Here is a 16,983-nt window from a genome sequence, read left to right on the forward strand (position 1 = left end):
ATCCTGCCGAGGCGAGCCGGAGCCGCTTTGATCCACCTCAACGTCAAAGGCCCGGCCTACCTGCACGGTCGCGAGGCATCCGCAACCAGGAGGCCGGCATGGACGCGAGGCGCGAGCCTAGGACTACCTCTGAGGGCCGCCGCGGCGGCGATCCCGCGGACGGCACGCACGACCTGCCCTTCGTGCCGGGACCGCTCGGGCCGGACAGCCTCAGGCGGATCGATGCCTATTGGCGCGCCGCGAACTACCTGTCGGTCGGCCAGATCTACCTCATGGCGAACCCGCTCCTGCGCGAGCCTCTCGAGCCGGAGCACGTCAAGCCGCGGCTCCTCGGCCACTGGGGCACCACGCCGGGTCTCAACTTCATCTACGCCCACCTGAACCGGGTCATCCGGCAGCGCGATCTCGACATGATCGCGGTCTGGGGACCGGGCCACGGTGCGCCGGGGCTCGTGGCCAACGCCTACCTGGAGGGCACCTACAGCGAGATCTACCCGGACGTGGCGCGGGACCTCGTCGGTATGGAACGCCTGTTCCGGCAATTCTCGTTTCCCGGTGGCATACCGAGCCACGCCTCGCCCGAGCTCCCCGGCTCGATCCACGAGGGCGGGGAACTCGGCTATTCCCTGGCGCACGCCTTCGGCGCCGCCCTCGACAACCCGGACCTGACCGTCGCCTGCGTCGTCGGCGACGGCGAGGCCGAGACGGGGCCGCTCGCCGCCGCGTGGCACGCGAACAAGTTCCTCGATCCGCGCCGCGACGGCACGGTCCTCCCGATCCTGCACCTCAACGGCTACAAGATCGCCAACCCGACGCTCCTCGCCCGCATGCCCGCCGACGAGCTGCGCAGCCTCCTCGTCGGGTACGGCTACGAGCCGACCTTCGTCGAGGGCGACGAGCCGTCCCGGATGCACCAGGCCATGGCGGCGGCCCTCGACGCGGCGTTCGACGTCATCGCGCAGATCCGGACGTGCGCCGGTCTCGGCGAGCCCGGGCGACCGCGCTGGCCCGTGATCGTGCTGCGCAGCCCCAAGGGCTGGACGGGGCCGGAATGGGTGGACGGCAACCCGGTCGAGGGCACCTGGCGTTCGCACCAAGTGCCCGTGGCGGCCGTGCGGGAGAACGCGGAGCACCGCGCGATCCTGGAGGCCTGGATGCGCTCCTACAGGCCGGAGGAGCTGTTCGCCGAGGACGGCGCGCTCGTTCCCCATCTCGCCGCGCTTCCACCGAAGGGACCGCGACGCATCTCGGCCAATCCGCACGCCAACGCGCACAAGAGCGCGCCCCTGCGTCTACCGGACCTGAGCGCCGCCGCCGTCGCGGTGCCGGAGCCGGGCCGCACCAGGGCGGAGGCCACCCGCGCGCTCGGGCGATACCTGCGGGACGTTCTGACCCTGAACGCGGAGGCGCGAAACTTCCGCATCATGGGGCCGGACGAGACTGCTTCGAACCGACTCGATGCCGTGTTCGAAGTGACGGGCCGCGCTTGGCAGGAGGAGATCCGGCCGGGCGACGACCACCTCCGGCGCGACGGCCGGGTCATGGAGGTGCTGAGCGAGCACCTCTGCGAGGGTTGGCTCGAAGGCTACGTGCTCACCGGACGGCACGGCCTGTTCGCGACCTACGAGGCCTTCGCGCACGTCGTCGACTCCATGGTGAACCAGCACGCGAAGTGGCTGAAGTCCGCGCGCGACCTGCCCTGGCGCCGGCCGGTGCCGTCCCTGAACATCCTGCTCTCGTCCCACGTCTGGCGACAGGACCACAACGGCTTCAGCCACCAGGATCCGGGCTTCATCGACTTCGTGGCGAACAAGCGCGGGGATACGGCGCGGATCTACCTGCCGCCGGACGCCAATACCCTTCTGTGCGTCACCGACCATTGCCTCCGGACCTATGACCGCATCAACGTGGTCGTGGCCGGCAAGCAGCCGGCCCTCCAGTGGCTGACCCTGGACGAGGCCGTCGCGCACTGCGCGGCCGGCGTCGGTGTCTGGGAGTGGGCCTCGAACGAGGGCGACGCGGAGCCCGACGTGGTGATGGCCTGCGCGGGCGACGTCCCGACCCAGGAGACGCTCGCCGCGGTGGACTGGCTGCGCCGGCATGTCCCGGAACTCAGGATCCGGGTGGTCAACGTGGTCGACCTCATGGCGCTGCCCGCGCCCGAGACGCACCCGCACGGCCTCGACGATCCGACCTTCGACAGCCTGTTCACGCGCGACCGGCCGGTGGTGTTCGCCTATCACGGCTATCCGTGGCTCATCCACCGGCTGACCTACAAGCGGACGAACCACGGCAATTTCCACGTCCACGGCTTCATCGAGGAGGGCACGACGACGACGCCCTTCGACATGTGCGTGCTGAACCGGCTCGACCGGTTCCACCTCGCGCAGGCCGCCCTGCGGGCCGCGCCGCGGCTCGGAGCCCGGGGTGAGCGCGCCGAGGAGGCGCTCCGGGACGCGCTGGCGGCGCACCGCGCGTATGTCTGCCGGACCGGCGACGACCTGCCGGAGGTGCGGGACTGGGCCTGGCCGGACCGGCACGCGCCCGAGGACCACGGCCGCCGGATCGACGGCGACATCATGCAGTGCGGTCCTGTCGGGACGGGCGAGGCCGGGCGGGCCGGAACCGTGGACGACTGGACGATCATCCCCTGAGCCCGGCGGTGATCCTCGTGCCGGACGCCGGCACTTCCGTCCGCGCGGTGCCCTCTCCCGGACCAGCGCGGACGAGACGGCCCCGCGCGCCATCGTCGGCTTCGATCCCCAGCCTCGGACCGTGAGCGATGGCATCCGCGTCCGTGGGTTGGGCCAGGCCGCCGAGCGGCCGCATCGACGGCGCCGAAGTTCGCGACCGCCGGCGTCGCCCTCGGCCGGCCGTGCCATGCCGCAACATGGGATCGGCCGGCGGGTTGAGCCGGGCACCGGCCGGCTCCTGTCACGCGTGCAATCCGTGACGACGCAGCCTTCTCCGCCGTCTGCGATCGATACGCCACGCGCGGGAGTGACGCGCGCTCAGCCCGCTCGCGCAGACCTCGTTGGCCCGGGCATCATGCATTTTATAGAACGTTTTATAGCAAACAATATATTTTCCTAAATTTGCCCGCCTCGATACGACTGCCCGCAGCCAAAGCAGTCTTCGAGGAGGATACCGTGCTCGTGTTCGACCTGCCGCTGCTCGCGCCCGCGGCGCTGCTCGCAGGCGCGGCCGCCTGTTTCTCGAAATCGGGGGCGCGCCCGCGAGCCGTGCTCCGGCTCGCCGAGATGTCGGCCCTCGCCGCGCTCGCGATCGCCGTCGTCTGCGCGGCCATGCTGGCGGTGACAGGAGCCGGCACCGGACCCCGCGCCGGGCTTTTCGGTGCAGGTCTCTCCGCGCGCGCGGACGCGGTCAGCATCACCATGCTCGTCCTCGTCACGTTCATCGGCTGGATCGTGCTGCGCTTCGCGTCGACCTACCTCGACGGCGAGGACAGACAGGGTGCGTTCACCGGCTGGCTCTGCCTCACGCTCGCAGCGGTGCTGCTCCTCGTCACGGCCGGCAACCTCGTTCAACTCGTCGCCTCGTGGATCGCGACCAGCCTGTTCCTCCATCGATTGCTGGTCTTCTACCGCGAGCGTCCCCGCGCGCAGCGCGCCGCGCGCAAGAAGTTCATCACCGCGCGGCTCGGTGACCTCGCCCTGATCATCGCCGCCGCGCTGCTGGGCCTGGCCTACCGCACGGGCGATATCGGGCAGATCCTGGTGGCGGCCCGGAATGGCGAAGGCGGAAGCCTCGCCGTGACGGCAGCCGCTCTGCTCGCGGTCTCGGCGCTGCTCAAGTCCGCGCAGTTCCCGACGCATGGCTGGCTCACCGAGGTGATGGAAGCCCCGACGCCGGTCTCCGCCCTGCTGCACGCAGGCGTGATCAACGCGGGCGGGTTCCTGCTCATCCGGTTCGCGGATGTCCTCCTTCTGGCCCCGGGCGTGCTCGCGGTTCTGGTCGCCGTCGGCGGCTTCACGGCCCTGTTCGGGAGCGTGGTCATGCTGACGCAGCCCTCGGTGAAGACCGCGCTGGCCTGGTCGACTGTGGCGCAGATGGGCTTCATGATCTTCGAGTGCGGGCTGGCCCTGTTTCCGCTCGCGCTGCTGCACATCGCGGCACACTCGCTCTACAAAGCTCACGCCTTCCTGGCCTCGGGCGGGGCGGTCGACGCGGTGGCGGCGGTTCGCCGTCCAGGGCCGGTGGCCATACCCAGCGCGGTCGCCGTCGGGCGCGCCTTCCTATCCGCCCTCCTCATCTTCGCCCTGGTCGGCTTCACCTTCGGGCTGCCGCACAAGTCACCCCAGGCTTTCGCCCTCGGCGCCATCCTGATCTTCGGCGTCGCCTACATGCTCGCCCAGGGCTTCGCCGACGCCGCACCCCGAGCGCTGACCCGGCGCACCGCGGGCTACGCGGTCGCGACCTCGATCGGCTACTTCGCCCTCCAGGCGGTCGCGATCCATCTCACCGCTGGCGTGCTGCCGCCTGCACCCGCGCCAGGGGCGCTGGAATGGGCCTTGATCATCCTGGCCCTGCTCAGCTTCGGCCTCGTGGCCGTCCTGCAGGCGATGTTCCCGCTCTGGGCCTATCACCCCGCCGCGACCGGGCTGCGGGTCCACCTCGCCAACGGCCTCTACGCCAACGCGGCCTTCGACCGGCTGATCGGTGGCTGGTCCCTGCGCAGTGCTTCTTGACCGGTTCGGAGATCCCACGATGATCGAGATCGTCCATTCCCTCCCGACGTCACACGAGCGCGTGAGAGCCGCGGCCGATGCCGCGGGCCGACGGATCCCACCCCTCTGGCCGCTGGCCTCCAGCGTCGCGGTCAACCCGTTCCTCGGACACACCGGCGAGCCGCTCTGGGCCGCCGCGGCGCGGCTGGCACGGGCGACCGGCGCAGCGGTGACCATGCCGCGGGGCTGGTACCGCGACAGGATCGCGTCCGGGTCGATCACGGACGCGGATCTTCAGGAGGCTCTGGCGGACGCGCCCGCGGACCTGCGCCCGTCTGATCTCTCGGCACTCAAGGCGGCGTCGGGTTCGGATGGGCAGCCGATCAGAGCTGTGCCGACAGTGGCATCCCTCTGTGCGGACGTCTCCGGAACCGACTGGCCGGGCCTGATCGCCGACCGGTTCACCGCCTGGGCCGCGGGCTACTTCGATGAGGGGCAGGCCCATTGGGCCGCGCCGTCCGGCGGGAGCGCCCTCGCGCTCTGGCGGTCCTGGGCCATCCACGACCTGACCCCGGAGATCGCCGGTCTGAGCGGGTTCGCGCGACACGTCTCGGACGTGCCCGACGGGACCCTTCCCGCCCTGGCCCGCGCGACGGCCAGGCTCGGTCTCAGCCCGGACGCGCTCGAGAGCTACTTCTACCAGATGCTGCTGTCGCTCGGCGGATGGGCCCAGTATGCCCGCTACCGGTCGTGGCAATCGGAACTCGCCGGCGGATCTGACGGAAGCCTGAGAGACCTGCTGGCCATCCGGGTCATCTGGGAGGAAGCGCTGCTCGCCCGCTACGAGGCGCGGATCGGCGGCGCCTGGGCGGCCGTGGCGGCCGAGCACGCGACTCCTGCTCGGCCGACGCGTGACCAAGTCATCGACAGCACTCTTCAGGACGCCGCGGAGCGTGCCGCGCAGCGCGCGCTCGCCGCGCGCCTCGCGGATGCGCAACCGGCGGCCGCGGGCGGACGCCCGGTCTTGCAGGCGGCCTTCTGCATCGATGTGAGATCTGAGGTGTTCCGACGTGCCCTGGAGAGCCTGGATCCCGGCATCCGCACCCTGGGCTTCGCGGGTTTCTTCGGCTTGCCGACCGCGCACCGCCCGTTCGCCTCGGACATCGAGGAACGGCGGCTGCCCGTCCTCCTGAAGCCGAGCCTGCATACGTGCGCCAGCGGACCCGCCGTCGCGAGCGCGGATCAGGCGGCCCGGGTCGCAGCCCGCTCGCGCCGCGCGTGGGGCCGTTTCCGGCAAGCGGCGGTCTCCTCCTTCGCCTTCGTCGAGGCGGCCGGGCTCCTCTATCTCGGCAAGCTCGTGCGCGACTCACTGGGCCTGACCCGGACGCCGACGCCGGGCGAGCCCGCGCCGCATCTCGATCCTGAGCTCGACCTCTCATCCCGCGTCGCGATCGCGTCGGACGTCCTGCGCGCGATGTCGCTGACGGCGGATTTCGCCGACATCGTGCTGCTCGTCGGCCACGGGGCGAACGTCGTCAACAATCCGCACGCGAGCGCGCTGCAGTGCGGCGCCTGCGGTGGATATTCGGGCGAGGTGAACGCGCGGCTGCTGGCGCGGCTTCTCAACGACGCGGAGACGCGGGTCGCGCTCCGAGAGCGCGGTCTGAACGTCCCAACCGATACGGTCTTCGTGGCAGGCCTCCATGACACGACGACGGACGAGGTCACGCTCTACGCCGAGGATCTGCCGCGGAGGGCGAAGCCGCGGGAGCTGGAGCGTGTGAGGGCCTGGCTTGCAGCGGCCGCCGCGATCGCCCGCGGCGAACGGGCCCTGCGCCTGCCGCGCGCGCCGGACGGCCGCTCCGTCCTGCGCCGTAGCCGCGACTGGGCCGAGACGCGCTCGGAATGGGGGTTGGCCGGCTGCAGCGCATTCATCGCCGCGCCGCGTCACCGCACGGCGGGCAGGCCGCTCGGTGGCCGCGCCTTCCTGCACGAGTACGCGTGGCAGCAGGACGCCGGCTTCGGCGTGCTGGAGCTGATCCTGACCGCGCCGGTGGTGGTGGCGAGCTGGATCAGCCTGCAATATTACGGCTCCACCGTCGCGCCCGAGCTGTTCGGCTGCGGCAACAAGCTCCTGCACAACGTCACGGGCGGCATCGGGGTGTTGGAGGGGAATAGCGGCCCTCTGCGCGGCGGCTTGGCCCAACAATCCGTGCACGATGGCGAACGGTACGCCCACGAGCCCCTGCGGCTGGCGGTGTGCATCGAGGCGCCGCGCGAGGCGATCACCGATATCCTGAAGCGGCACGCGGAGGTGCGCGCCCTGTTCGACAATCGCTGGCTGCACCTGTTCGCGCTCGACCAGGATGGTCGGATGTCGTGGCGCTACGCGGGTGACCTGCGATGGACCAGCGCAGCCGGTACGCCCGCTGCGGCCTCGGGCGCATCGCTCAGGGCCGCCGTATGACAGGCCCGGGGCACGCCGCCGAACCTGTTTCGGATCGCTGCCAGCTCACCCAGCCTCGGACGCCGCCGGCCGCGATCCGTTCACGGCGACCAGCTCGCGCAGCAGCGGGTTGGGGAAGCGTCTGGTCTGGATGATCGCGTAGAAGCGTTCCGTGACGTCCGGAATGCGGCAGTGCTCGATCAACAGGCCCGCGTTGAGCTCGTCCTGCACGACGATGGGGGGAACGACCGCGACCCCCTCCCCCTCGCGCGCCAGCAGCCGGAGCATGGCCATGTCGTCGACTTCGGCCTGGACGATGGGATGGATGCCGGCCAGGGACAGCACGCGGTCGAGGGCCACCCGGATCTCGCTGTCGAGGCTGGGCAGCATCACGGGGACGGTGCGGAGAGCGTCGGGGAAGCGGAGCGACTCCCCATCCGGTCTGGGCCGCCCGACCAGGCTGACCGGCTGCTCGGCGATGAGATGGCTGTGCAGGTCGGTGGCCGTGTCCCGCCGGACCGCAATGGTCGCCAGGACGACATCGAGGCTGTGCATCTCGAGCTGGGTCAGAAGGTCGTGCATCGTGCCCGAGCGGAGCACGAGCTCGACATCGGGCCGTCCGATCAGGGGGCGCAGGAACGCGAGCTGGAAGTTGCGCGACAGCGTCGTCAGCGCGCCGACACGCAGCACGTGCTGGGCCGTGCGGGGCCGACCCTGCAGAACCTTGATCAGCTCGTCGCCCGTCTCGAAGACCGTATCGGCGTAGTCGAGGGCGATGCGGCCCGCCTCGGTCAGGATCAGCTTCTTGCCGCGACGCTCGAACAGGACGTGTCCGAGCTGCTGCTCGAGCCTCTGCAACTGAACGGACAGGGCGGACTGGGACAGATTCAGGGTTTCCGCGGCCCGGGTGAGACTGCCCTCGTGGCCGATGCGGTGAAACAGGCGCAGGTGGTGGTAGTTCAGGGCCGTCATGCTTCACATTAACAGAAGCGAACGATTTGCGGCAATATTTGAATTTGTTGCTCGGTACGGGTTCGCGTAGAAAATCCTCCTGAGCACGGATCAGCAAATGTGCAGAACGCGTAAGAGCCCTGCTCGCTGGAGCGCGCAGGAGGCCGACATGGCCTTGCCCTACGACGACCGTGGTGGAGCGAAGCGCCTCGAATCGGCCGTGCGCTTCCTTGTCGGCGACGTCGAGATTCACAGCTGTGCTGGCAACGTTCGGCAGATTTGCATCCTTGCCGAGCGATTTCTCCGGCACATGCATGCGCGAGGTTTCAGGCCGGGGATCATCGTCGAATGCGGGGACAGTCTCAGTCGCCTGAAGATTGAGCGCTACCTGCAGGAGATCTCGCGCGAGCTCGATATGATCCTCTGATGCGCTGTCATGGCGATCCCGAGAGGATCGCGGCGCGTACGGGCGAGCACGAGGATCGGCTCCCCTCGCCGCTCGCGGCGGTCGAGCGCGACTCTGTCGACGCGGTGATCACGCCGCACGCGACCCGCCGCCGGATCGCCGAGGCCCGCGGCATGCTCCGCACCAAGACGATGGACCAGTCACGGAAGACGCACGACAACATCCCGCTCTGACGCAGCATCCGCGCAGAAGGGCCGGATCGGGAAGCGGAGTTTGGAAATCGTGAGCCGGTGGCAGCAGGAATACCGGAATTGGCGCATCTGGCAGGATCGATCGGTGTTCTATGCGCGCGAACCCGCTTGCCGCTATCCGGCCTGCATACTCACCGCGAGCAGCCTCCGCCATCTACGGGCCGGCGTCGACGCGGTCGAGCGCTCGCATGCCGGGATGCCGGCACCGATCTGGTATCTGTTCGCATCGGCCTTTCCCGAGTTCGGCCCAATCGATCTCAGCAGCGTTGACGAATCTGTTCCGATGGAACTTCGTCGTTGTGAGATCACCCCATTGGACGGTGTTTGAAGAGCTGCGCGCGGCAAGGTCCACCCGCCGTCGCCGCCGCCTAAATCCGGCGGGTCTCCGCCCGTCTCGATCAGGGCGACGCGTGTTCCAGGCTCAGGTAGGCGGGATCGAACTCGGCGATCCTCCCGAGGCCGGCCCAATCCTCGATGGTTATCCATCGACCCCGCCAGGACACGAGTCCGGCCTGTCGAAGTCTTCGCACTGTCCGGCTCGCATGAACCGAGGTCAGGCCGATCAGGCAGGGGGTCAGCGTCACGTTCACATGATCCACCCGCCGTTCGAGCAAGCCGTGCAGGTCAAGGAATTCGCCGGGGAGTTGCAGGGCCAGGATCTGCGGCCTGGCGGCCTTCAACGGAGTGTGCCGGCATGTCCAGCCATCCGAGAGGAGCCTGCATTCGGACAGCGTGTCGTCCACGCGCACGATCTCGGCGTCCGCCTCGACATCCACGACCCGGGAGACGGCGGCGACGAGCGCTTCCGTTTCCGAGATCCAGGCGCCGGACCGATCCAGCCTGCGCCTGATGGGCAAGGTCCGATCGACACCCGATCCACGAGTCGCTGCGCGCGCGGGCTTCCCTCCGCTCGAGCGCGAGCCCCCGTGAGGGCGGACGGGGACGCCGACTCTGCGGGCGCTTGCGCGTCGTCGGACCCGTCGGCGGCGGATACGGCTCGGCTCGGCCTCGAACGTGTCTCCCCTTCGGCCATCGACATGATGCGCCTCCCAGCTCCACAGGATCGCTGACGGGTTGGCGGCCTGATGCGACCGCGCTCTGCGATGGATCCAGACGTCCCGTTCGCAGCGTCGAACGTGCCGCTCCCGGCCCGACGGGTGCTGCGGGCCAAATCGCCTCGCGTTTCCAGACGTTTGCCCGTGACTCGTGAAGCAGCAGGATGGACCGCGCCGGGCAGATCGCGCGTGCCATGGCGACGGCGAGACCGCGCCGTGTCACGCTGGCGGTCCTCGGCCTCGCCGTCATGGGCAACGCCCGGCATGGAGCCGGGCGTACCGGCCGCGGTTATCGGCCGGCTCAGCCCCTCAAGACCGAGCCGGTCGGCCTCGCTCGCACAGACGATCGGCTCATCGACATCCGAACGGCGCGACGCGCCGCCAGGGCCGGCGCTCCGAACCCTATGCCTGTGATCTGCTCCCCGCCGCCTCGCGGCTGACGTGAGCGACCCGGAACGTGTGATAGGTCTCGTCACCGGCATCCCGGATCGAGACGTATTCCCCTTCCACGAAGGCATGGGTCCCGAGGCGGTAGCCGGCCTCGTCGTCCGCGTCGGTCCGGTCGTCGTAGTCGATCAACCAAGTCGCGCCGCCTTCGCCTCCGGCCCGGTGAACGAGCCGGCCGTGCCGGTCGCGCTCGTCGGTCCAGAACCGGCGCACACGGCAGCGGTCGCGGACGTGGCGCCAGAGTTCCGCGTCGAGGCGGCCGTCCCGCCCCAACGGTGCCAAGATCTGGTAGCCTCGTCCCGTACTGCCGTCCGGATGTTCCGGACACCGCGCCAAGGTCAGGGTCACGCGGTAGATTCCAGCCGGGCCGTCGGGCACGTCGATGGGCCGCTTGAGCCCCGGGGCGGTTGCACCGGCCCCGTGCGTCTCTCCGGACATGGTGTCTCTCCTCAACTCAAGGCGACGATGCGGTCCTCGACGGTGCGCACGCCCGCCACCGACCACGCCGCGCGCTCGGCCGCGTCCCGCTCGGCCCAAGCCGTCACGGCGCCTTCCAGAATGACCTTGTCACCCGAGACGGTGACCTTGATCCCATCCGCCTCGAACAGGGCGCCCCGCCTGAAGGCTTCCAGGATCTTGTCCTTGATCGCCGTCGGTGAGACCTGCGGCCTGACCTCGACGAGGTTGGTCACACCGTGCACGCCGGTCAGCTTCCGGACGGCCGCTTCGGCACCGGCCATCTGGTACTGCCACTCGACCGTGCCGGTCAGCGTGACCCAGCCGCTGGCGACCTTCACCTGGATCGCCTGCTTCGGGAGGTGCACGGACCAATCGATGATGGCCAAAGCCCGAGCGGCGATCTGATCGTCGGCGACCTTCTTCTCGTCGGCGTAGCGAACCTCGATCTCCTGGGCGATCGCGCGCACGCCTCTGACGCGGCGCACCGCGCGCTCGGCCTCGACCTTCTCGGCGTAGCTGCCGACGTGGCCGGTCAGAGTGACGACGCCGTCCGAGACGGCAACGCCGATCTCGCCGGCGTCGAGGCTGGGGTCGAAATCGAGTTCGTCGAGTACGGCGCGGCGCAGGTCCTTGTCGGTCATGGCGTCTTTCCTCATCGCGGCTCTCCCGTTCGTGCCGGGGCTTGGGGCTGCCGCGTGATCCTGCGCGGTCTAGACGGAGGAGCCTTGATCCAGCGCAACGCCCGCGCGGTGCTCGGCCCGGGCGAGGGCCGCGCACCGCTCCATCTCCGTGCGCAGGCGGGGGCTCACCGTCTCGACGCCCGCCGACTTCAGATCGGCCAGGAGGCGTTCGATCAGGGCGTCGTCGTCGGTCACGACGGCGGATTCGGTGAATGCGCTCACGTACGTCTCCGCCGCTTGGCCGCTCAGGTGCATCTGCTCGCAGGCCCAGGTGGCCAGGAGGCGATTGCGGCGATTGCGGGCGTGGAAACGTGCCTCCTCCTCTCGGACGAAGCGGAGTTCGGCAGCCCGCTCGCGCTCGTCGAACGTCGTGGTCATGGAAGTCTCCCTCCTGATCGCTGCGCCGGCCCGTGCCGGCTGCGGATCGGACACCATTCGGCAGGTCGTGGCGGGGAGCCTTGAGGCAGATCAAGCCCGCGCGGGGCACTCGGCGCGCCCTCACCGGACTGGTCGAGAGGGGGGCTGTCGTGCGCACGACCACATGCCGCTCAGTGCGACATCAGCACCGGCACGCCGGACTGGCGGAGAGCGTCCCGGCTCGCGCCGCCCAGAAACGCCTCACGCAGACGGGAGTGGCCGTATGCGCCCATCACCAGGAGATCGGAGCCAGCCTGTGCGACCTCGGCGATCAGATGGCCGACGACGGTGACGCTGCTGAAGGTCGTGCGATAGTCGGCTTCGACCCCGTGGCGGGCCAGATGCCTGACCAGGCGGTCTCCGCCCTCGCCGACCCCGGCGACGGCCTCGGTCTGGACCGTCACGATGCCGACGCGGCGGGCGCGCTTGAGGAGCGGCAGGGCATCGCCCAGGGCCCGCGCGGCCGCGGCGCTGCCGTCCCAGGCCACCGTCACCGCGTCGAGCCGGGCCGGCTCGATCCAGCCGGTCGGCACCACGAGGGTCGGTCGTCCGGCCCCGAGCAGGATGTCTTCGACATAGGCGTCGGCCGGCCGGTCGCGACGGCGACTGGGCTGCTCGACGACCACGAGGTCGTGCATCCGCGCCCGCGCGAGCAGCTGGGCGCGCAGGACATCCGGCCCGCCGTGGATCGTCTCCGTCTCGGCCGGAACCTCGGCCGCACGGGCGGCATAGGCCAGGTTCTCGGCGGCCTCCCGGACGGTCCGGAGTGCCTCGTCGCGCGCCGAGACGACGAGGTCGAAGCGCACTTCCGCGAGGCCGCGGTCGTCTTCCGGCTGCAGGCACAGGCAGCTGGTCGCCGCACCGAGGTGCTTGGCCAGGGCTACACCGTACGGGCCGGCTGCCTCGCCGACTGCGTCGGCGACGATGAGCAGATCCCGGATCATGGCGAGCATCCCATGTTGGCGGATTGAAGGAGCTGTCACGCCGGACAGTCGCCCGCATCGTGTATCGCCCGGCCATGCGCGCTTTGATCCAAGGCAAAGTCGAAGCGCCAACCCCTCGAACCCTGATCGATGCCTGGGAAGCCCCACAGATTTGCGCTGGATCAATGTATTCGCTGCCAAAATGGAGCATCCAGGAACTTTATGGAGGCAACGATGGCAGTATCTGCCGAAGATCCCAACCTGTTCGACCCGTTCGGTATCGGGAACGCGACGAACGAATGGTGCTGCCTGCTGAAGGCGGCTCAGGAGATGCGGGACAGCGACCAGGAGATGATGGAGACGCTGATGGAGCCCGATGGCCCGGACCCCGTCACGCTGTCCCCTGAATCCGCCGCGAAGCTCCGCAGCATCGCAAAGCTGATGCGAAGCCTCGACCTCGACCCCGTGGCCGTCCGGACGCGCCACCCCGAGGCCATGCGGCAGCTCGAAGCGGCTTGCCTGGGTTGCCAGAACCGCAGCCGCTGCGCGCGCGCTCTATGGGCCGGGACTGCTGCCGACACCTATCGGGACTTCTGCCCGAACGCCGTGCGGCTCGACCAGCTCCGAAATGCTTGAGGCGGATACCGCGCCGGCTGCTGCACAGCCCGGACGGCAGGTCGTCAGGACGGGCGACGGCTTCGACGACGCCCCAGCCGTCGGGCAGGCCGACATCGACATCGCGATGGGCCGGGGCTCGAGCGGATGTGGCACGCAGGGCCGCGGCGCTGGTCCTCCTCGCTGACGCCTCACCGACCACCGGCGGCGCGATCCGCGAGAGGCGGGTCATCGTCGACGATATCCGCCGGGCGGACGTGGCGCAGGCTCGCGACGCGCCGCTCGGTCCGGTCGGCGGACAGGGCGCGGAGCAGGTGCCACGCGGCCGCGCATCGGCACCTGCCCTCGCGGCGGCTCGACCCTCAATCCTCGACCAGACGGCGCAGCCGGGTCCGATGCAGGCTGACTTGGCGGCCGCCATCGCGCCGCAAGGCGCCGTCCTCCTCCAATTGCGAGAGCGTGCGCGATATGGTCTCGATGGTCAGCCCGAGGTAGTCTGCGATGTCGCGGCGGGTCATCGGCAGCGCGAAGGTCCCGGCGGAGCCGAGGCGGTCATCGACCTCCAACAGGAAGGCGGCGACCCGCTCCTGGGCCGAGCGCCGTCCGAGCGAGAGTGTCAGGTCCTGGGCGTGGCGCAGGTCGCTCGTGGCCATGCTCCAGAGCTGGCAGGCGACCTCGACTCGGCTGGTCGCGGCACGCTCGACCTGCCGCCGTTTGAAGATCAGCACCTTGGTCTTGGTGAGGGCCTCGGCGGTGTGGCGATTGATTTCGCCCTGCCCGAGCCCGAACAGGTCGCCGGGCAGATGGAAGCCCGTGATCTGGCGACGCCCGTCGCTCAGGACCTTGTGGGTGCGCACCGCGCCGTCGAGGACCTTGTAGACGAACTCGGCCTCCTCGCCCTCTCCGTAGATCTCCTCCTCGCGATCGTAGGAGAACGGAGTCCCGATGACGTCGGGGCAGCCCGCGAAGAGGGCGCTCCCCTCGATATCCGGGACTTGAGCCGAATGGGCCGAAGGCACCTGCGTGGCTGTCCGTGCCGTGAACTCGGTGCTCATCGCTGCGCTCCTCACCTGCGTCGGTAGCGACGACATTGGCAGCGGGCGGGGGGCGAAGAAATTCCGGTCGGAGTCTTAAGGGGCCGTCCTTAAGGGCAACTACGTAGGCGCGGGCCCCGGTCAGATGCCCGCGGTCGCGACGAGCGCCCAAGCCGGGATCGGATCGGACAAGCCGAGCAGGTCGCCGCGCCCCGCGAGCAGCCATCCGAAGGCGGCGGCGAGACCGTACGCCAGAACGGTGAGAACGCGCGTGACGGCGTCGGCGTGGCGGCGCAGGGCGTGGATGCCCGCGCAGCCGAGAGTGAAGGTCGCGGCGGCGATCAGGGCGATGGAGTCGAGTGGCATGGCGGCCTCGTGGAAGCGATGCCGTGAAAGGCTGGACTTCGGTCGCGCCGGGCGACGGGCCGGCGCGACCGCGTCGGAGACGGGGGCGCCTCAGACGGAGCGGGCCTGAGGCGAGACGAAGAGCCGCCAGAGCTCGTACGCGGCCAAGACGGCTACGGCGAGCCCGATTGCGCTGTGCACCCACATGGGCGCCTTCGCGTCGGCGAAGCCGAGGATCCAGGGCGCCATGGCCGCCCACAGTCCGAGGGCGAGGTTGAGGTATTCCTCCCACTCGTAGGTCTTGCCGAGGGCCAGGACCGCGACGAAAGTGATGGCGCCTCCGCTCAGGAAGGCGTTGCGTGCCGCGGCGGTCTCGTAGCCCAGATCCAAGTACCAAGGTGCGAGGGCGAGCACGACGCCCAGGAGGATGTTGAGCGCGTTCGGGATCATGTCCTCCGTCCGGTTCTCGATCGTTCTCATCGGCTTCCCCTCACTGGCTGAGGGCCTCGGCCGCCCGATGAACCGGGCGCCTGAGCCCCGAGCGGCAGACGATCTGCCACCTTTCACGCGTCCAGCTTCCGGCCGTGGAGCGGCCGGACATTGATGTGGCTCAAGTCTTCCTGAGATCGTCCGGGTGTCATGCCCGGCGAAGCTCGGCACAGCGTCGGTTTGGCCGCGCATGACCGCTGTGCCGGTGCATGGTCTTGCTGGATTCACCTCACCGACGCCTCAGCGGCTTGCGCTGGATCAAGGCAGAGGCCGCGCCGAACGGGATGATTGGCGAGACAGCAGGAGGCGGAGCCGTGGACCGCGATCTCCCCGCACGTTCGAGCGAAGCCATCCTGGCGCACCGTGCCGGCCGCGCGCGGGCGCGCTCGGGTTCCGGCGCCCGCGCGCCGCGCTTCGCCCATCGCGCCCGGACATCCCGATGACGCCCGCGATCCTCGTGCTGAACGCCGGCTCGTCGAGCCTCAAATTCGCCCTGTACGCGGTCGGCGCCGACACGGCCCTATGCCGAGGCGGCGTCTCGGGCATCGGCGGCGAGACGCGGATCGAGGTGTCTGGGGCCGAGACATCCTTCCTCGGCGCGTCTCCCGTTATCGCGCATGCCGACCACGCGACGAGCGTGGCGTGGCTTCTCGACGCGCTGGCCCGCGCGCCGCACCTGACACTGATGGCCGCCGGGCACCGGGTGGTGCATGGCGGGCCGGATTTCGCGGAGCCGGTCCGCGTGGACGGGGCGGTGCTGGCCGCCCTCGAACGCCTCGTGCCCCTGGCGCCGGCCCACCAGCCGCACAACCTCGCGGCGATCCGGGCGGTGACCCGGGCCTGGCCGGACCTGCCCCAGGTCGCCTGCTTCGACACCGCGTTCCACCGCACGCTAGACCGGCTCGCGCAGCTCTTCCCGATCCCGCGCGCGCTCACCGATGCGGGGATCGTCCGCTACGGCTTCCACGGCCTGTCCTATCAGCACATCGCCGAGACGCTGCCGCGGATCGCGGGCGAGCGGGCCGAGGGGCGGGTGATCGTCGCCCATCTCGGGCACGGCGCCAGCCTCTGCGCCCTGAAGGAGCGCCGCAGCGTCGCGACCACGATGGGCTTCACGGCGCTCGACGGGCTGATGATGGGCACCCGATCCGGCGCAGTCGATCCCGGACTGGTGCTCCATCTCATCCGCGAGCGCGGCCTGGATCCGGACGCCGTGGCGCAGCTCCTGAACGACAGATCCGGCCTGCTGGGCGTCTCGGACCTCAGCGACGACGTGCGGGTGCTCCAAGAGAGCGCCGATCCCCGCGCCGCGGAGGCGCTCGCCCTGTTCGCCTACCGGGCGGTGCGCGAGGTCGGATCGCTCATGGCCGCGCTCGGCGGGCTCGACGCGCTCGTGTTCACCGCCGGGATCGGCGAGAACGCGCCCGCGGTCCGGGCGGCGATCTGCGCCGGGCTCGCCTGGGCGGGCGTCGCCCTCGACGAGAGCCGCAATGCCGCCGGGCGGGGGCGGATCAGCCGGGCGGAGGCGCCGGTCGCCGTCTACGTCGTTCCCGCCGACGAGGAGGCGCCCATCGCCCGGGCGGTCAATCGGCTGGTGCCCGGCGGATCGGGGCGGGCCTGACCGCGGGGGCCGTCATCCCGGTCGCTCCGAGGCGGTCGCAGAGGGACAGGATATCCGCGCGCAGGGTCGGCAGCGGCCGGTCGGCCGCGAGGCGGTGCCACGCGAGCGGACCGCAGCCCCGCGCGACCTGACCGGCCAGGACGGCGGCGGTGGCGT

17 protein-coding genes and 1 pseudogene are annotated in these 16,983 nt (G+C 70.2%); 8 read left to right on the top strand and 10 right to left on the bottom strand.

The features are described 5' to 3' along the window. The first annotated feature begins 98 nt into the window (after positions 1–98). The 3 genes from MOTC310_RS10150 to MOTC310_RS10160 all read left to right on the top strand — a co-directional run bounded on the left by MOTC310_RS10150 (position 99) and on the right by MOTC310_RS10160 (position 7,155). Positions 99–2,654: a phosphoketolase family protein gene (locus tag MOTC310_RS10150; RefSeq protein ID WP_331301674.1), complete on the top strand. Its 2,556-nt coding sequence runs from the start codon at positions 99–101 to the stop codon at positions 2,652–2,654. A 495-nt stretch (positions 2,655–3,149) separates the two neighbouring features. Next, positions 3,150–4,709, top strand: coding sequence for a proton-conducting transporter transmembrane domain-containing protein (locus MOTC310_RS10155; RefSeq protein ID WP_331301675.1), 1,560 nt, complete (start codon positions 3,150–3,152; stop codon positions 4,707–4,709). A gap of 19 nt (positions 4,710–4,728) precedes the next feature. Beyond that, on the top strand, positions 4,729–7,155 hold the full coding sequence (locus tag MOTC310_RS10160; protein WP_331301676.1) for a YbcC family protein: 2,427 nt from the start codon (positions 4,729–4,731) through the stop codon (positions 7,153–7,155). A gap of 45 nt (positions 7,156–7,200) precedes the next feature. On the opposite strand, the gene MOTC310_RS10165 is transcribed toward MOTC310_RS10160, so the two are convergent. Continuing rightward, positions 7,201–8,106, bottom strand: a complete 906-nt coding sequence (locus MOTC310_RS10165; RefSeq protein WP_331301677.1) for a LysR family transcriptional regulator — start codon at positions 8,104–8,106, stop codon at positions 7,201–7,203. A gap of 148 nt (positions 8,107–8,254) precedes the next feature. Here MOTC310_RS10165 and MOTC310_RS10170 point away from each other — a divergent pair, with 148 nt between their 5' ends. From MOTC310_RS10170 to MOTC310_RS10180, 3 genes are read left to right on the top strand one after another with little or no spacing between them, the layout of a single operon-like run. Next, positions 8,255–8,512 (top strand): hypothetical protein, encoded by a 258-nt coding sequence (locus tag MOTC310_RS10170; RefSeq protein ID WP_331301678.1) that lies wholly within the window; start codon positions 8,255–8,257, stop codon positions 8,510–8,512. After that, positions 8,512–8,724: a carboxyl transferase domain-containing protein gene (locus tag MOTC310_RS10175; RefSeq protein WP_419539883.1), complete on the top strand. Its 213-nt coding sequence runs from the start codon at positions 8,512–8,514 to the stop codon at positions 8,722–8,724. The genes MOTC310_RS10170 and MOTC310_RS10175 overlap by 1 nt, the downstream gene beginning before the upstream one ends. Positions 8,725–8,764: 40 nt before the next feature. Next, positions 8,765–9,070, top strand: a complete 306-nt coding sequence (locus tag MOTC310_RS10180; RefSeq protein ID WP_331301679.1) for a hypothetical protein — start codon at positions 8,765–8,767, stop codon at positions 9,068–9,070. A gap of 70 nt (positions 9,071–9,140) precedes the next feature. On the opposite strand, the gene MOTC310_RS10185 is transcribed toward MOTC310_RS10180, so the two are convergent. From MOTC310_RS10185 to MOTC310_RS10205, 5 genes are all read right to left on the bottom strand, one after another. Next, positions 9,141–9,599, bottom strand: coding sequence for a helix-turn-helix domain-containing protein (locus MOTC310_RS10185; RefSeq protein ID WP_331301680.1), 459 nt, complete (start codon positions 9,597–9,599; stop codon positions 9,141–9,143). A gap of 600 nt (positions 9,600–10,199) precedes the next feature. Beyond that, a complete protein-coding gene (locus tag MOTC310_RS10190; RefSeq protein ID WP_331301681.1) occupies positions 10,200–10,682 on the bottom strand; it encodes a hypothetical protein in 483 nt (160 codons plus the stop codon). A gap of 11 nt (positions 10,683–10,693) precedes the next feature. After that, a complete protein-coding gene (locus MOTC310_RS10195) occupies positions 10,694–11,344 on the bottom strand; it encodes a BON domain-containing protein (protein WP_331301682.1) in 651 nt (216 codons plus the stop codon). Between the two features lie 69 nt (positions 11,345–11,413). Further along, positions 11,414–11,761: a DUF1476 domain-containing protein gene (locus tag MOTC310_RS10200; RefSeq protein WP_331291918.1), complete on the bottom strand. Its 348-nt coding sequence runs from the start codon at positions 11,759–11,761 to the stop codon at positions 11,414–11,416. Positions 11,762–11,931: 170 nt separating this feature from the next. Further along, a complete protein-coding gene (locus MOTC310_RS10205) occupies positions 11,932–12,744 on the bottom strand; it encodes a universal stress protein (RefSeq protein WP_331301683.1) in 813 nt (270 codons plus the stop codon). A 201-nt stretch (positions 12,745–12,945) separates the two neighbouring features. Between MOTC310_RS10205 and MOTC310_RS10210 the strand changes: the two genes are divergently transcribed. Next, positions 12,946–13,359 carry a DUF6455 family protein gene (locus MOTC310_RS10210; protein ID WP_331291920.1) on the top strand — a complete coding sequence of 138 codons (414 nt, stop codon included), beginning with the start codon at positions 12,946–12,948 and terminating at the stop codon, positions 13,357–13,359. A 341-nt stretch (positions 13,360–13,700) separates the two neighbouring features. Here the strand turns inward: MOTC310_RS10210 and MOTC310_RS10215 are convergent, their stop codons facing one another. The 3 genes from MOTC310_RS10215 to MOTC310_RS10225 all read right to left on the bottom strand — a co-directional run bounded on the left by MOTC310_RS10215 (position 13,701) and on the right by MOTC310_RS10225 (position 15,197). Beyond that, positions 13,701–14,393: a helix-turn-helix domain-containing protein gene (locus MOTC310_RS10215; RefSeq protein ID WP_331291921.1), complete on the bottom strand. Its 693-nt coding sequence runs from the start codon at positions 14,391–14,393 to the stop codon at positions 13,701–13,703. Between the two features lie 120 nt (positions 14,394–14,513). Continuing rightward, entirely contained in the window at positions 14,514–14,738 is a 225-nt protein-coding gene (locus MOTC310_RS10220; RefSeq protein ID WP_331301684.1) for a hypothetical protein, read from the bottom strand. 90 nt (positions 14,739–14,828) lie between these two features. Then, positions 14,829–15,197, bottom strand: coding sequence for an SPW repeat protein (locus MOTC310_RS10225; protein WP_331301685.1), 369 nt, complete (start codon positions 15,195–15,197; stop codon positions 14,829–14,831). Between the two features lie 448 nt (positions 15,198–15,645). On the opposite strand from MOTC310_RS10225, the gene MOTC310_RS10230 reads away from it, so the two are divergent. Next, positions 15,646–16,827 (top strand): acetate/propionate family kinase, encoded by a 1,182-nt coding sequence (locus MOTC310_RS10230; protein ID WP_331301686.1) that lies wholly within the window; start codon positions 15,646–15,648, stop codon positions 16,825–16,827. On the opposite strand, the pseudogene MOTC310_RS10235 reads toward MOTC310_RS10230, so the two are convergent. After that, positions 16,790–16,983, bottom strand: a pseudogene (locus tag MOTC310_RS10235) (bifunctional aminoglycoside phosphotransferase/ATP-binding protein); the annotation flags it as partial. The gene MOTC310_RS10230 and the pseudogene MOTC310_RS10235 overlap by 38 nt on opposite strands.

Source organism: Methylobacterium oryzae (assembly GCF_036441375.1).
In the GTDB taxonomy this organism is placed as follows: domain Bacteria; phylum Pseudomonadota; class Alphaproteobacteria; order Rhizobiales; family Beijerinckiaceae; genus Methylobacterium; species Methylobacterium oryzae_A.

Bases quoted from the DNA above. Each gene is read 5' to 3' on its own strand.
- MOTC310_RS10150 (WP_331301674.1), top strand. From the start codon at position 99: ATGGACGCGAGGCGCGAGCCTAGGACTACCTCTGAGGGCCGCCGCGGC.
- MOTC310_RS10160 (WP_331301676.1), top strand. From the start codon at position 4,729: ATGATCGAGATCGTCCATTCCCTCCCGACGTCACACGAGCGCGTGAGA.
- MOTC310_RS10165 (WP_331301677.1), bottom strand. From the start codon at position 8,106: ATGACGGCCCTGAACTACCACCACCTGCGCCTGTTTCACCGCATCGGC.
- MOTC310_RS10170 (WP_331301678.1), top strand. From the start codon at position 8,255: ATGGCCTTGCCCTACGACGACCGTGGTGGAGCGAAGCGCCTCGAATCG.
- MOTC310_RS10175 (WP_419539883.1), top strand. From the start codon at position 8,512: ATGCGCTGTCATGGCGATCCCGAGAGGATCGCGGCGCGTACGGGCGAG.
- MOTC310_RS10190 (WP_331301681.1), bottom strand. From the start codon at position 10,682: ATGTCCGGAGAGACGCACGGGGCCGGTGCAACCGCCCCGGGGCTCAAG.
- MOTC310_RS10195 (WP_331301682.1), bottom strand. From the start codon at position 11,344: ATGACCGACAAGGACCTGCGCCGCGCCGTACTCGACGAACTCGATTTC.
- MOTC310_RS10200 (WP_331291918.1), bottom strand. From the start codon at position 11,761: ATGACCACGACGTTCGACGAGCGCGAGCGGGCTGCCGAACTCCGCTTC.
- MOTC310_RS10205 (WP_331301683.1), bottom strand. From the start codon at position 12,744: ATGATCCGGGATCTGCTCATCGTCGCCGACGCAGTCGGCGAGGCAGCC.
- MOTC310_RS10210 (WP_331291920.1), top strand. From the start codon at position 12,946: ATGGAGGCAACGATGGCAGTATCTGCCGAAGATCCCAACCTGTTCGAC.
- MOTC310_RS10215 (WP_331291921.1), bottom strand. From the start codon at position 14,393: ATGAGCACCGAGTTCACGGCACGGACAGCCACGCAGGTGCCTTCGGCC.
- MOTC310_RS10220 (WP_331301684.1), bottom strand. From the start codon at position 14,738: ATGCCACTCGACTCCATCGCCCTGATCGCCGCCGCGACCTTCACTCTC.
- MOTC310_RS10225 (WP_331301685.1), bottom strand. From the start codon at position 15,197: ATGAGAACGATCGAGAACCGGACGGAGGACATGATCCCGAACGCGCTC.
- MOTC310_RS10230 (WP_331301686.1), top strand. From the start codon at position 15,646: ATGACGCCCGCGATCCTCGTGCTGAACGCCGGCTCGTCGAGCCTCAAA.